Source organism: Ruegeria sp. AJ12 (assembly GCF_056536245.1).
Genome location: NZ_JBQFJJ010000001.1, coordinates 3,799,237 through 3,812,936 on the forward strand (window position 1 = coordinate 3,799,237; position 13,700 = coordinate 3,812,936).

Consider the following 13,700-nt stretch of genomic DNA (forward strand, 5'->3'; position numbering starts at 1 on the left):
CACTGAACAAGGATAAGGGAATTGGCAATGGTCGATGTGACGGTGCGCGGTGCAGGCATTTTTGGCCTGTCTATTGCGTGGGTCTGCGCGCGGCGCGGCGCGCGGGTCACGGTTGTCGATCCCAATGGTCCCGGTTCGGGCTCCAGCGGGGGTCTGGTTGGCGCGCTGGCTCCACATGTGCCCGAAAACTGGAACTCGAAGAAAGCGTTTCAGTTCGACAGCCTGATCATGGCCGAGCCGTTCTGGACGCAGGTCGAGGCAACGGGCGGTGTCCCGGCGGGATATGGGCGATTGGGCCGCATTCAGCCTGTCCCGGATCAACGCAGTCTGGATCTGGCGCGGCAGAGGCAGACCGCTGCGCAGGAGTTGTGGCAGGGCCGAGCCGAATGGCGCGTGATCAAAGAAACCGAGGCGGGCGCGTGGTATCCGCCCAGCCCGACGGGGTACCTGATACACGACACGTTGACTGCCCGGATGCATCCACGGCGCGCCTGCGCCGCGCTCGTCGCTGCCCTGGCCGTGAGGGGAGTTGACGTCTTGGCAGATGCGCCTGACACAGGCCGCGTTGTTCACGCCACAGGCCTTGCCGGTCTGCGGGAATTGAACAAGGCATTCGGTAAAACCATCGGCAATGGCGTCAAAGGTCAGGCTGCGCTGTTGCGCTTTGACGCCGGAAACGTGCCGCAACTGTTTGCCGACGCGATCCACATCGTGCCTCATGCCGATGGAACCTTGGCCATCGGATCGACATCAGAGCGGGACTACGACGATCCGACCGGTACTGACAAAGCTTTGGACGATGTCATCGACCGGGTCATGCGCGCAGTGCCGGTGTTGCACGGTGCCGAGGTCATTGAACGCTGGGCGGGCGTCCGCCCGCGTACTAAGAGCCGCGCACCAATGCTGGGGTCACACCCGCTATACCCCGGTCAGTTCATCGCCAACGGCGGGTTCAAGATCGGGTTTGGCATGGCACCAAAAGTGGCCGATGTCATCGCCGATCTTGTTCTGGAAGACCGCGACACGATTCCGGATGAGTTCAAGCCCGAGGCGTCCTTGTGACAAGCACCGGCACGACCCCTGCCCGGTTGGCACCGGATAGCCCTGCAATCCCCAGGGTCCTGACCCTGATCCGAGATAGTTTCGCATTTATGGAGGGTCGGATCGATCCGCCGTCATCCATGCATCGCTTGTCCGAGTCGGACATGCGCCGGCAGGCTCGGGAAGGAGAAATCTGGGTTGTCGGCAGCCGGCCTGATGCCGTGGTGTTTCTAACGGCGAAACCCGAATGCCTGTATCTGAGCAAGCTCGCCGTTCACAAAGATCGTCGCGGCCTGGGTCTGGCCAGATCTTTGGTGGAACTGGCCGAAGTGCGGGCGACGGAAATGGGTCTGCCGGTTCTGGAACTGCGGACGCGGATTGAACTTGCAGAAAACCACGCGGCTTTTGCCCGTATGGGATTTCGAATAACCGGCGAGACCGCGCATCCCGGCTATGATCGGACAACCTCGATCACGATGCAAAAGCGACTAGGTTAGCGCACGGGCCTGCATGCACTGCCGTCCATCCGGCCCACGCACCCAAAGATCCTGATGATTGCGGCACAACGTGGCGGTTTCAAAATGCATCAACGGTGAGGTGGCACGGAACGAGAATTCGGTCAGATGCCCAATCACATCCTCGGCAAACAGCATCAATAGCTGTGCCAGCAATGGGCCATGGACAACCAACCCGGCATAACCTTCAACATCGCGCGCATAATCCTGATCATAGTGGATGCGATGTCCGTTGAACGTCAGCGCCGAATAACGAAACAGCAACGTGGAATCGAACCTGACTTCGCGTTTGTCTGTCTCATCGGCGCGGGCAATGGGCGGTGCTGGCTTTGCGGTCTCGCCAGACGGGTCCTTGCGATAAACCAGATCCTGCCATTCAGTCAGGCAATGTCGACTGTTCTGCCAAAACTCATGCCTCAGAGTGACAAAGCCGAGCGGTCCCGTTCTCCCGGTTTTGGATGTCGAGCTTTCCAGAAATGATCTTCGTTCGGCCGAAACGCCGGCCAGCATTGGCGTTTTGAATTCAAGACGCCCTCCCGCCCACATCCTGCGTGGCAGCCCCATGTCGGGGATCAGAGCTCCTCCGACCTTGGGATGCCCGTCCCGTCCCAGCTTATCAGGCACGCGTGGCGACCAGAAATACAGCTGGTGAAAAAACGGCGGCAGAGGCGACCCATTGGCAATCGTCGGACGTTGGCCAAGGGCCACCTGAAACGCGGCAGCCCGGGCGGGGTCAACGATGTCGGTCTGTGTTTCGTGTGTCATGCCGGTAACTTAGATTTAGAAACCAGCCTCGGCTCGCAGTTTCTGCATCAATGCATGCAGCGACTTCTCGTAACGTTCATTTATGAGCTTGCCGTGCTCGTCAAACTCGTCGGAACTGCTTGCAATGTGAATCTCCGGCCCTTGCAGAATACGCGGCTGGAACGGCACCATACAGGACCGCAGGATCATCTGGGCGCGTTCTCCGCCGGCACGACCGGCCGCAGCCGACATGACGGCAAGAGGTTTGTCCGCCCACGGATTGCCCTTGGTCCGGCTGACCCAGTCCAGTGCGTTTTTCAGAACGCCTGAGGGACCTTTGTTGTATTCCGGGGTGGAAATGATCACCGCATCGGCCTGCGCGATCTGGTCCGCCAGCGTGTGAACAGCGGCGGGGATGCCTTCGCCCTCTTCAACATCGCCATCATATAGGGGCATGTTCAGATCCGCCTCGACAAAGCTGGCGGGTCCAAACAGCCGGGCCGCTTCGCGCACGAGTTTGCGGTTGGTGGCGTTTTGACGCAAAGACCCGGACAGGCCAAGAAGGGTCGGTTCGGACATCAAAGGAAACTCCGTTTTTAAGTTTCCCAATAACTAGACCGAGATCTTCTCAATCCAAACCCTGTTTTACTGCACAGGTATCGCGCGAGACGGGGCCGCCTTTCGACCGCCCCGATCTGATGCTTTGGCCAGGATCAGGCGTTGCCGCTGGGCACCACGACGATTTCGACGCGGCGGTTCTGGGCCTTGCCCTCGGATGTCAGGTTCGACGCCACCGGATTGTTTTCGCCCTGACCAATCGTGGTGATGCGGTTGAAGCTTACGCCATTGGCCTGAAGGATATCGGCCACCGCATTGGCCCGGCGTTCCGACAGGCCCTGATTGTAGGTCGCATCGCCATCACTGTCCGTGTGCCCGATGATCTGAACGTTTGAATTGGGATAGTTGACAAGGTTCTGGCCGACTTTGACCAGATCGGCCCGCAGCGCCGGGCGTACGGTCGAGCTGTCGGTGTCAAAGGTGATGTCATTCGGCACGGTAACGATCAGACGGTCGCCTGCGTTGACGATTGTGATCCCGTCATTGGCCAGTTGCTGCCGCAGTTCGGCCGCCTGCCGATCCAGCTGATTACCGATGACGCCGCCGCCAGCGGCACCAATTGCGCCCCCTGCCAACGCGCCCAGAAGCGGGTCGGAATCGTTGGCAATCGCACCAACCCCGGCCCCGATCAGGCCGCCCAACAGTGCCCCCTGTTTGGCGTTCTGATTAGGATCGTTCTGAACGCTCAGCGTACCGGGGTCCGTACAGGCCGCCAGCGCCACGACCGAACACAGTCCAGCCGCCAGAATAAGCTTGGAAATCGTCATAATTTTACCTTCTGCTCCAGGGCCTGTTACCCAAGTATGCCTCTTGTCGCGTAGTATATCACCGCTCGCATAGGTGGGCTCAAGCAACAAAACGGTGAAATCGGCAAATACCTGCCATTCAGGCGGCGCCTGCAGGCTGAGGCACTTGGTTTTGTTGCTGCCACAGGTCCCGCAATGCCTCGCCCTGACCGCAGAAGTTTTCATCCGTTGGTTCACTGGCCCAGATCCTGTCCGTGCGGAAATGGCGAAAGCCGTTGCGCAATTCGCACCACCCGGCCAGCATCGTGCATTCGATATGATATGTCAGCGCGACAGGCCGCACGATCCGTTCCGTGCGCTGATCATTCGAATCTACGTAGGTGATCCGAATCTTTTGCTCGGCCCGGATTGCCTGCCTGAAATGTGCAACCGGGACGCATCCTTTGGCCGGATCGTCCGGTGGCGAGCCCCAAGGCGCGACCTGCAACCAGTCTGCCGGACAATGCAGTGCGTCAATCTTTTGGCAAATGCGTTTTGCAGCGCGTTGCAAGTGGCTGTCCCCGGTTCGCGCCAGCATGGATAAACCGACCCATAACGCCTCGACCTCTTCCGCATCGAAATTCAAGGGCGGAAGGTCATATCCGCGCCGCATCAGATATCCGACACCGGCCTCACCTTCGATAGGTGTTCGCTGCGCCTGTAATTCTGCGATGTCCCGATACACGGTCCGCACGGACACTTCGAGCTTTTCCGCCAACGACTCGGCCGTCACCGGTGCGCCTGAAGCCCGCAGAATCTGGATAATTTCAAACAAACGGGTCGAACGGCGCATGTCTGTCTCCTGTCAATCTGCTGACACCCTAGCACACGCCCCTGACAGGGTGGTGTCAGGAGTGATGCGCGAGACTTGGTCAAACCTCAAGAAAGGAGCGCAATATGCCAAGCCGCGACAATCACGTCATGATGACATTGAAGCTCGATCGCTGGTCGCAGGACCACAGCCTGCGTGCGTTCGAGATTGAACGCGAGATCATGTCCGCCCGTCAGCGCAGGCAGATCCAACCCAAAAAGCGGATACGGTTGTTTTCATTGGGCAATCTGAAAGCCCTGTGGAGCAGCACGGCCTGATATCAAAATACCGGAACGGCCCGGAACTTCATCGAAATCCCGCCGTCAGGATGCTTCAACCGAAGCTCTTCGGAATGCAGCATCAGGCGGGGAAAGTCCCGGGCCGCACCCTCAGCATAGAACGGGTCACCCAGAATCGGATGCCCGAGCGCCTGCATGTGGACACGCAATTGATGTGACCGGCCCGTTTTGGGAAACAGCCGGACTCGTGTGGTGTCTCCTTCATACTTCACCACACGCCAGTCCGTGACGGCGGGTTTGCCTGTGTCGTGGCATACGATCTGAAGCGGGCGGTTGGGCCAGTCGACAATCAATGGCAGATCAACGGTACCGGACTTCGGTTCAACCCGCCCCCAAACACGGGCAACATAGGTCTTGCGCGTCTGGCGCTTTTCAAACTGCAAGCCGAGGTGACGCTGCGCATGTGGAGTCTGTGCAAACACCATCACACCGGACGTATCCCGATCCAGCCGATGCACCAGCAATGCCTGTGGAAACGCGGCCTGAACGCGAGTCAGCAGACAGTCCGCCAAATGAGGCCCCTTTCCCGGAACCGACAGTAATCCCGGCGGTTTGTTCACCACGACCAGCTGTGCATCTTCGTGCAGCACGTCCAGCGGCGTCTGCGGAGGATCATAGGTCTCGCTCATGCCGGCCTGACTATCGCAGCGCGCAACCTCCCGCAACGTCGTCCTTGCGTGCGGTACCACCTTCGGAGACGCTGTTTCAAACCGGAGGAGGTGACATGCATCCGACAATCGAGAGACTGAAAGACGTGGTTGCCAAGGGGGATGATACGCTGATTGCGGACCTTCTGGCCGAGGATGTGCGGTTCCTGCCGCCCACCTATTACGCCACCTGGACCGGGCGTGCGCCGGTGGCCGCCGTACTGGGTCACGTTGGGCAAGTCTTTTCTGACTTCAGCTATCGCCGTCTCATGGGCGACGGCAAAGACTGGGCCTTGGAATTCCAATGCAAAGTCGGCGATCTGGACGCTGTTGGTGTTGACCTGATCACCCTGAATGACGACGATCTGATTCAAACCTTCGAAGTGGTCATGCGACCCTACAAGACCGTCGGCGCGTTGCGCGAAGCCATGATGGCCCGGGTAATGAAGGACGCCCGGTTCCTGGAATTCCAAAACGCTCTGAGCTGATCATGCCGGGCCCGATTTCAACCGATCAGATTTTGCGGGTGCCGTTGCTGCCGCTTCTGGCCGCCCAGGGGCTGTCTGTGCGGCGCAGGGCGCAGTTGTTGCCGGAACCAACCGGTCCGCGACAAGGGCGTGACGGTGGAGGACCGCGTTTACGTCTGCTGATCACGGGTGACAGTTCGGCAGCCGGAGTGGGCGCAGGAACACAGGAACAGGCCTTGTCCGGATATCTGGTCCGCCGGTTGGCCAGACACCACACAGTCGAATGGCGAGTGGAGGCGACGACAGGGCATACAACGCAGGACACCATCAATCGATTGCAAGACCTGCAAGGCCCGTTCGATGCCGTCGTCACCGCGCTTGGCGTGAACGATGTGACCCGCGCTGTCTCCCGCAAGCAGTTTGTCCAGCGTCAAGCGATGTTGATGGATTTTCTCACCAAAGGGTTAGGCGCTCGGACGGTCGTTGCAACCGCCGTACCGCAGATGCACCGCTTTCCTGCCCTGCCGCAGCCTTTGGCCTGGGTTCTGGGTCGTCAGGCCGCCCGTCTGGATAGCGGGCTGAAACAGGTTGTTGGCGCTTGTTCCCAAGCCCGGCATTTGACACTGGACCTGCCCGATGATCCGGCCCTGGCCGCGCCCGACGGATATCACCCCAGCCCAAGAGCCTATGCGCTATGGGCTGACGCAGCAGCGCGCATGCTCCTTCAAGCCTGAGATCGAGCCTGCCGAATCATCGGGATCGAGTACACCACCAGCGCCGCCCAGATCAGCGGGAACGCAACCATGCGACCCCGATCTATCTGCTCTCCGAACACTGCAATCGCCGTGATAAAGATCATGGTCGGCGCGATGTACTGCAAGATACCCATCGTGGATAACCGCACCAGCTTTGCTCCGTTGGCATAAACCAGCAAAGGAACCGCCGTCACGATGCCTGCCCCTGCCAACAGCATTGTGTCGGTCGCCACCGTTCCAAAATGCCCGGTCCCGTTTGCGCCCAGCCATGTCACATAAGCTAGGGCGGGGATCAAAAGGATCAGCACCTCAAGCAGAAAACCCTGATTTGGACCGATGGGAAGCGAGCGTTTGAAGAAAGCATAAAACCCCCAACTGACCATCAGGCCCAGCGCGGCCCAAGGCAATTTGCCCGCCTCGAGCACCAGCACCAGAACGCCCAAGGCCGCCAGCCCGACGGCCACCAACTGAGTCCGGTTCAACGGCTCGCGCAGAAGGATCGCGCCCAGCGCGATGCTGAACAGCGGATTGATATAGTACCCAAGCGCCGCATCCAGAGCATGCCCTGACGTAATGGCCCAGACATAGATGGCCCAGTTCACGGAGATTAGCGCGGCGGTCAGAGCCGCCATACCCAGCATCTGGGGATTCCTGATCGCCGCTTTGATATCGCGGGTGCGCCCCAGCGCGACCAGCAGCAAGCCAGCCACAGGAACCGACCAAATGATGCGATGAGACACGACCTCGACCGGCCCCATGTGCTCCATCGCTTTCATGTACAGCGGCAGGAAGCCCCATAGAACATATGCCGTCACCGCCAGCGCAAGCCCCTTTGGCGTATCGGAATTTTGGGGTGGTAAAGGGGTGTCTGCCAAAGCGGGTCTCCGGTTGATACCGGATTTCTTTACGGCAGATCAGAGCGGGTTGGGAACTGCGAAAACCGTGAAGTCGGGCATCAAGAATTGTGATGGGTACTTGCACGCCGTCGCAAAATCAAGGCGGGGCACCTATCGGCCCCCGCCTCGATTGCCATCCATTAAACCTTCACGCGTTCGGATTTTGGGTCGTACATGGGTTTCAGCGAGGCCTCGGCTTTGACTTTCACACCACACACGTCGATCTCGTATGTGGATCCAAGTACCTCAGCGGCTTTTTCCCCCTCGCACGGAATATAGCCCATGCCGATCGCGCCACCCAGAGTGTGTCCGTAGTTGCCCGAACTGAGATAACCCACATATTCGCCATCGCGCATGATCGGTTCATTGTGGAACAGCAGCGGCTCGGCCTCCGTAAGCTTGAACTGGACCAGTCGATTCTTTGGCCCGGACTCCTTGCGCGCAATCACCGCCGCGCGACCGATGAAATCGCACCCTTTGTCCACCTTGACCGCAAAGCCAAGCCCGGCATCGACCACATGATCTTCACAGGTGATGTCATGACCGAAATGGCGGAAGCCCTTTTCGATGCGGCAGCTGTCCATCATGTGCATGCCGCAAAGCTTCAGTCCCATATCCTGCCCGGCTGCGTTCAACGCCTCGAAGGCATGACCTGCCATGTCGGAAGAGACATAGATCTCCCATCCCAGTTCACCGACATAGGTGACGCGGTGTGCGCGGGCGAGACCCATGCCAAGCTCAATCTCTTGCGCGGTACCAAATGGGTTGGCCGCGTTCGTGAAATCGTTGGGCGAGACTTTCTCGAGCAAAGCCCGCGCGTTCGGTCCCATGATGGCCAAAACGCCTTCGCCGGCGGTCACATCCGTGATGACCACATTGAAGTTGTCTGCATTGCGCTTCATCCATGTTTGGTCGGCCAGACGGGTCGCGGCTGGCGTGACGACCAGATAGGCGGTCTCGGTCAGGCGGGTCACGGTTACGTCGGCCTCGATCCCGCCGGTGCGGTTCAGGAACTGAGTGTAGACAATCTTGCCATTCGGCACCGCGTAGTCGCCACCGCCGATGTAGTTCATAAATGCCTCGGCGTCGGGACCTTCGACGCGAATTTTCCCGAAGGAAGACATGTCATACATGCCGACATTCTCGCGCACGGCGCGGTGTTCAGCGGCGGAGTTTTCGAACCAGTTCTGACGCCTCCAGCTATATTGGTATTCGCGTTCCTGGCCTTCATTGGCGAACCAGTTGGCCCGCTCCCAACCGGCCAATTCCCCCATGACCGCGCCCTGTTCCAGCAGGTGATGGTGGAACGGAGTTCGCCGCACCCCGCGCGCGTTGGCTTTCTGACGGTACGGGAAGTGATCGGCGTAGAGCAGGCCTAGAGTCTCTTTCGAGCGCTCGAACAGGTACTGCTTGTTGCCCTGGAACGGTTGCATCCGGCTGATATCGACATCGCCCAGATCGAACGGTTTTTCGCCCGTATCCATCCATTCTGCCAGCGCCATGCCCGCGCCCCCGGCGGATTGGATTCCGATGGAGTTAAAGCCCGCAGCAACCCAAAAGTTGTCCATCTCGGGCGCAAGGCCCAGGTGATAGGCATCATCCGGAGTGAAAGACTCGGGTCCGTTGAAGAAGGTGTGAATGCCCGCTTCGGCCAGCATCGGCATCCGGTTACACGCCGCTTCGAGGATCGGTTCGAAATGGTCGAAATCCTCCGGCAACTGGTCGAACTCAAAACTGTCCGGAATGCCGTTCATCGCCCAGGGTTTGGCGTTGGGTTCGAACGCACCCAGCAGGATTTTTCCCGCGTCTTCCTTGTAGTATGCACACTCGTCGGGCACACGCAGCACCGGCAGCTGGGTGAGGCCATCAATGCCTTCGGTCACGATGTAAAAATGCTCGCACGCGTGAAGAGGCACGTTCACGCCAGCCATGCGGCCCACTTCATGGCCCCACATACCCGCGCAGTTCACAACCATATCGCATTCGATATGTCCCGAGGCGCTGCCATCGTCCGCGACCCAGTCGACCCCTGTGACCGTGCGTCCTTGTTTGACGATGTCGGTGACTTTGACCCGCTCTTTCACGATACCACCGCGTTGACGGGCCCCTTTGGCCAGCGCCAGTGCGATGTTCGCCGGATCGCCCTGACCATCCAGCGGCAGGTATACCGCGCCCTTTACGTCCTCCAGATTGAGATGCGGATACAGCTCTCCCACGCGCTCGTTCGAGATCTCTTCGACCTCGACTCCAAAGGCGCGGGCCATCGCGGCCTGACGGTAGATTTCTTCCTTGCGTTCATCGGTCAGTGCTACGGTGATCGACCCGCAGCGTTTGAACCCCGTGGCCACGCCAGTTTCTTCCTCGAGCGAGCCATACAGTTCCTGACTGTACTTCGCCAGTTTGGTCATGTTCGCCGTCGCCCGCAGCTGTGCGATCAGACCCGCCGCGTGCCAGGTCGTTCCGCTGGTCAGTTGCTTGCGCTCCAGCAGTACAACATCGGTCCACCCCTTTTTGGTCAGGTGATAAGCAACCGAGCATCCGATCACACCGCCGCCGATAATGACCACACGGGCCTTGGTGGGAAGATCAACCATCCTGATGTCTCCGCTTTGTCAGGTTTCCCCTTAGATGACACGAAGGATCGACAGGAAACCCGTCAAAAACGTCAGCGTGTCAGCAAAAATCACCTTTGCGACATCTGCCTCCGTTCCCGCCGCATGACAAAAGGCGTGACGCCGAAGACACTTTTGTAGACCGAGGAAAACCCGTTGGGAAAACCACAGGCCAGCCCGATTTCCCGCACACTCATCGTGGTGTTGAGCAGCAGGTTATTGGCTTTGGCCAGCCGCATCTCTCGATAAAACCCGTTCGGGGTCGTCCCGAAAAAGGATTTGAACTTACGCTCCAACGAACGGTTCGACAGGTGCAGTTCGTTGACGATCTCCTGAATCGGCAACGGGTCTTCGATATGCGCCTGCATCAACTTGAGGCACTGATCCAGCTTGGCATCGCCCGTAGCGCTTGTCTTGGCGCCCGAAAACGGCTGCATGGACGAGAAGTCCCGAATATTCTCGTGCAGCATAATGTCGGCCACCGTCATCTTGGCAGGTCCGGAAACATGACGTCCGATCACGGACAGCGCAATATCGGCCGTTGCGCCCATGCCGGCGCAGGTCACGACACCGCCCTGTTCGGTGGCAATGGACAGCTTGGCCTCAAACCGCGCGCCGCGCTCCCGCAGAAAGGACGCGTTTTCCCAATGGGTTGCCAGATCATCGGTGCCTTGTTCATCGATGTACCGGCTGGCGGCCTCGGCCAGCAAAAAGACCTGCGCGTCCCGATAGGTGTAATCCGAGACGATCCGACCCAGCGAAAGGTCCGGGTGATCGGGGTCCGTATTGCCAATGACAAACAGATAGTCGGCCTTGGGGTGCGGCAGTATGCGTTCGGTCGACACGGTCGCCGCGCTGCTGCTGGGGACCGGACCGCCGCGCAGAGATCGGTACGTATACGTGAACGGTGGTCGAGAGCAGACCCTGTTGGCCAGACGCAACACATCCACCAATGATGCAAGCTCGAGCAATACAAACCCCGGCGCAACCAAAACGTCAAAGTGCCAGGTTTCTTTGTCTGGCGGGGCTGTGCCGGGGGGTGTCTTGACCGTCATGCGAACTCCTCAGACGATCCGGTGTCCGGCTGCCCGAATACGTTTCGCAAGGGTTTCGATGTGATCCGGGCCGATCTCGCAACAGCCGCCGACAATTGTCGCCCCCTGATCGATCCAGTTCATGACGTGCGATGCGTAAGCTTCTGGTCCGAGATCGTGACGCTGGTCCAGGCTGTCCACTGTCGGTGCGTCCTGCAGAAAGCCATCGGAAATATGTGTAAACCCATTGGCATAGGCACCGTATGGCAAGCCCATCCCGGCAAGAATTCTAAGGGCTGCGGGAACCGCTTCTGGCCGGGAACAGTTGATCAGCAAAGCTTGAGGCGCGTATTGCGCAACAAGCAGACCAATGTCGCCGAGCGCTTCGCCGGATCGCAGACGGGAACCGTCGTCGTCCATGACTGTCAGAGACAGCCAGACCGGTTTTCCGCAGTTTTCAGTGCCGCGCAACGCGCCGTCCGCCTCCTGCACCGAAGAGACTGTTTCGATCAGGAACAGGTCCACGCGGTCGCGCATTAATTCAACCAGTTCCGCGAACTTGGCACCCGCCTCCTCAGGATCCGGATTCAGGTCAGGTCGATAAGAGGCCAGCAAAGGGCCAAGCGCCCCGGCAATGCGGGCCGAGGCGTGAGGCCGGGCCGCCTCCTGAGCTTGTTCCACGGCCGTGGCGATCAGGGTGCCCAATTGATCCTCCAGACCTTCACGCACAAGGCGCGAGCGGTGGATCGCATAGGTGTTTGTCGTCGCGATTGTGGCGCCGCAACGGAAGTATTCGGCATGAACTGCTCGCACCAAATCGGGGTGGTCGATCATCACCCGGGTCGACCACAAGGGTGTCGGATTGTCGCCGCTACGCTTGACCAGCTCTTGCCCAACCGAGCCATCCAAAAGAGTGATATCTGCCATGCCGTGTCTTTCTCAGGGGATCAGAACCAGTTTGCCGGGGAAGATCTTGGATTGAAAATCCTCCTGCGCCCTTGCGATATCCTGCAAGGGATAGGTGCGTGAAATCAATGGTTTGATCTGCCCGTTGTTCATCAACTCCACAAGGCGGCCAAAAATCTCCGGCGATTGGTACGTGCAGCCGTGAATCGTGATGTCGCGCAAATAGATATCACGCAGATCCGCTTCGACGATCGGCCCCGCAATCGCGCCCGATACGGCGTAGTGGCCACCGGGTTTTAGCGCCAGGATGAGTGTGGACCATGTCGGGCCACCGACCACATCAACTACAATGTCGAACATGTCGGTTGGTAAGGTGGCGTCACGGTCGAAAGTGCCCGCTGCGCCCTGGGCTTTGACCACTTCTGCCTTGGCAGGCGAGGTCACACCCCAGACAGAAGCGCCCCGAAGCGTGGCCAGCTGAACCGCAGCCAGACCAACGCCGCCGGAGGCTCCGGTAATCAGAACCTTGTGACCGGCCGTGACGCCCGCGCGGGTCAGCAGGTTTTCAGCCGTTCCAAAGGCGCAAGGAATGGCGGCGATTTCAACGTCGGACAGAGGCGAAGACGAAACATCATAAAGATCATCCGCCTCAACCACACAAAACTGCGCAAAGGCCCCATCGATCTCGGAGCCCAACGCGATGATGCCGTGCGGATGCCCCGGTCGAGGGCGCGGCAGGTTGATTGGACAGGTCACGCGCTGCCCCGGTTTGAAGCGCGTGCCAGATGCCACGGCCTCGACAATGCCGCACAGATCGCCGCCCTGAATGCGCGGAAAATGCAGGGCGCCACCCCAGCCCCCGGCCTCGACCGCCTGATCGACCGCGTCCGTGGCACCGGTCACGTCTGACGAATACCAGCCAACGCGCGTATTGATATCGGTGTTGTTCACGCCAGCGGCCGCAACCCGCACCAGAACTTGGCCCGGGCCGGGCGCCGGAACACGAATGTCTTCGCGCCATTCCAACATCTCCGGACCACCATGGCCGGTGAGATAGACGCCGGACATTGTTTTTGGCGCAGCCATCACTCAAACCCCGTCGTCAGGATGGGTCGGAACGGGGCCCATTGGGACAATGTCATAGCGGGCATTCAGCTCTGCCATTTTGGTCTCGTTCGCGAAACCAGCCTCGCCCATCGTCCCCAGTTCCGCCAGAAAGCCATCAAAGCCCGATGGCTGAAAGATCATGAGCATCTTTGCCGGGGCGTCACCGGCCACACGGCACGCGTGCGGAACACCCGCTGGAACATGCATCGTTGTGCCCGGCGTGCACTGATGCCAATCGCCATCGACATAGAAATCCACCCTGCCTTCGAGAAAGTAGAATGTCTCAGCATGGCTGTCATGACGATGAAGGCCAAGCGCAAAGCTGGCCTTCAGGTTGTCTTCCATGAGCGTATAGGCGCCATCTGTGTCCTGACCTGACACCTTTACAAAGGTGTGGTCGTTTTCCCAGTCATAATTGGGACCCTCACCGGGCCCCAGTTTGGCGTATCGTTTGCTCATGGCG

At 59.4% G+C, this 13,700-nt stretch carries 16 protein-coding genes; 5 read left to right on the forward strand and 11 right to left on the reverse strand.

Annotated features, from left to right (window positions below; genetic code table 11):
• The first annotated feature begins 27 nt into the window (after positions 1 to 27).
• Together ACR3E0_RS18975 and ACR3E0_RS18980 are read left to right on the forward strand one after the other, a co-directional pair.
• A complete protein-coding gene (locus ACR3E0_RS18975; protein WP_480480487.1) occupies positions 28 to 1,062 on the forward strand; it encodes an NAD(P)/FAD-dependent oxidoreductase in 1,035 nt (344 codons plus the stop codon).
• 26 nt (positions 1,063 to 1,088) lie between these two features.
• Positions 1,089 to 1,538, forward strand: coding sequence for a GNAT family N-acetyltransferase (locus ACR3E0_RS18980; RefSeq protein WP_480480489.1), 450 nt, complete (start codon positions 1,089 to 1,091; stop codon positions 1,536 to 1,538).
• Here ACR3E0_RS18980 and ACR3E0_RS18985 read toward each other — a convergent pair.
• The 4 genes from ACR3E0_RS18985 to ACR3E0_RS19000 all read right to left on the reverse strand — a co-directional run bounded on the left by ACR3E0_RS18985 (position 1,530) and on the right by ACR3E0_RS19000 (position 4,496).
• Positions 1,530 to 2,321, reverse strand: a complete 792-nt coding sequence (locus ACR3E0_RS18985; protein WP_480480491.1) for an HTD2 family dehydratase — start codon at positions 2,319 to 2,321, stop codon at positions 1,530 to 1,532. The genes ACR3E0_RS18980 and ACR3E0_RS18985 overlap by 9 nt on opposite strands.
• 15 nt (positions 2,322 to 2,336) lie before the next feature.
• Entirely contained in the window at positions 2,337 to 2,879 is a 543-nt protein-coding gene (locus ACR3E0_RS18990; RefSeq protein WP_480480493.1) for an NADPH-dependent FMN reductase, read from the reverse strand.
• 134 nt (positions 2,880 to 3,013) lie between these two features.
• Entirely contained in the window at positions 3,014 to 3,685 is a 672-nt protein-coding gene (locus ACR3E0_RS18995) for a YiaD family glycine zipper/OmpA-like lipoprotein (RefSeq protein WP_480480495.1), read from the reverse strand.
• Between the two features lie 118 nt (positions 3,686 to 3,803).
• Positions 3,804 to 4,496, reverse strand: a complete 693-nt coding sequence (locus tag ACR3E0_RS19000; protein WP_480480497.1) for a helix-turn-helix transcriptional regulator — start codon at positions 4,494 to 4,496, stop codon at positions 3,804 to 3,806.
• Between the two features lie 104 nt (positions 4,497 to 4,600).
• Here ACR3E0_RS19000 and ACR3E0_RS19005 point away from each other — a divergent pair, with 104 nt between their 5' ends.
• A complete protein-coding gene (locus ACR3E0_RS19005; RefSeq protein ID WP_480480499.1) occupies positions 4,601 to 4,792 on the forward strand; it encodes a hypothetical protein in 192 nt (63 codons plus the stop codon).
• 2 nt (positions 4,793 to 4,794) lie between these two features.
• Here the strand turns inward: ACR3E0_RS19005 and ACR3E0_RS19010 are convergent, their stop codons facing one another.
• Positions 4,795 to 5,442: an RluA family pseudouridine synthase gene (locus ACR3E0_RS19010; RefSeq protein WP_480480501.1), complete on the reverse strand. Its 648-nt coding sequence runs from the start codon at positions 5,440 to 5,442 to the stop codon at positions 4,795 to 4,797.
• 95 nt (positions 5,443 to 5,537) lie between these two features.
• Between ACR3E0_RS19010 and ACR3E0_RS19015 the strand changes: the two genes are divergently transcribed.
• Both ACR3E0_RS19015 and ACR3E0_RS19020 read left to right on the forward strand, forming a co-directional pair.
• Positions 5,538 to 5,948, forward strand: a complete 411-nt coding sequence (locus ACR3E0_RS19015) for a nuclear transport factor 2 family protein (protein WP_480480503.1) — start codon at positions 5,538 to 5,540, stop codon at positions 5,946 to 5,948.
• Between the two features lie 2 nt (positions 5,949 to 5,950).
• Positions 5,951 to 6,661, forward strand: coding sequence for an SGNH/GDSL hydrolase family protein (locus tag ACR3E0_RS19020; RefSeq protein ID WP_480480505.1), 711 nt, complete (start codon positions 5,951 to 5,953; stop codon positions 6,659 to 6,661).
• Here the strand turns inward: ACR3E0_RS19020 and rarD are convergent.
• The 6 genes from rarD to ACR3E0_RS19050 form a co-directional block, all read right to left on the reverse strand.
• Positions 6,652 to 7,557, reverse strand: coding sequence for an EamA family transporter RarD (gene rarD / locus ACR3E0_RS19025; RefSeq protein ID WP_480480507.1), 906 nt, complete (start codon positions 7,555 to 7,557; stop codon positions 6,652 to 6,654). The two genes, ACR3E0_RS19020 and rarD, sit on opposite strands and share 10 nt — an antisense overlap.
• Positions 7,558 to 7,718: 161 nt before the next feature.
• Positions 7,719 to 10,172, reverse strand: coding sequence for a GcvT family protein (locus ACR3E0_RS19030; RefSeq protein WP_480480509.1), 2,454 nt, complete (start codon positions 10,170 to 10,172; stop codon positions 7,719 to 7,721).
• An 89-nt stretch (positions 10,173 to 10,261) separates the two neighbouring features.
• Positions 10,262 to 11,245, reverse strand: a complete 984-nt coding sequence (locus tag ACR3E0_RS19035; protein ID WP_480480511.1) for a GlxA family transcriptional regulator — start codon at positions 11,243 to 11,245, stop codon at positions 10,262 to 10,264.
• Between the two features lie 9 nt (positions 11,246 to 11,254).
• A complete protein-coding gene (locus tag ACR3E0_RS19040) occupies positions 11,255 to 12,151 on the reverse strand; it encodes a homocysteine S-methyltransferase family protein (protein ID WP_480480513.1) in 897 nt (298 codons plus the stop codon).
• 12 nt (positions 12,152 to 12,163) lie between these two features.
• Positions 12,164 to 13,216, reverse strand: coding sequence for an alcohol dehydrogenase family protein (locus tag ACR3E0_RS19045; RefSeq protein ID WP_480480515.1), 1,053 nt, complete (start codon positions 13,214 to 13,216; stop codon positions 12,164 to 12,166).
• A 3-nt stretch (positions 13,217 to 13,219) separates the two neighbouring features.
• Positions 13,220 to 13,696 (reverse strand): cupin domain-containing protein, encoded by a 477-nt coding sequence (locus tag ACR3E0_RS19050; protein WP_480480517.1) that lies wholly within the window; start codon positions 13,694 to 13,696, stop codon positions 13,220 to 13,222.
• Between the last annotated feature and the right edge of the window lie 4 nt (positions 13,697 to 13,700).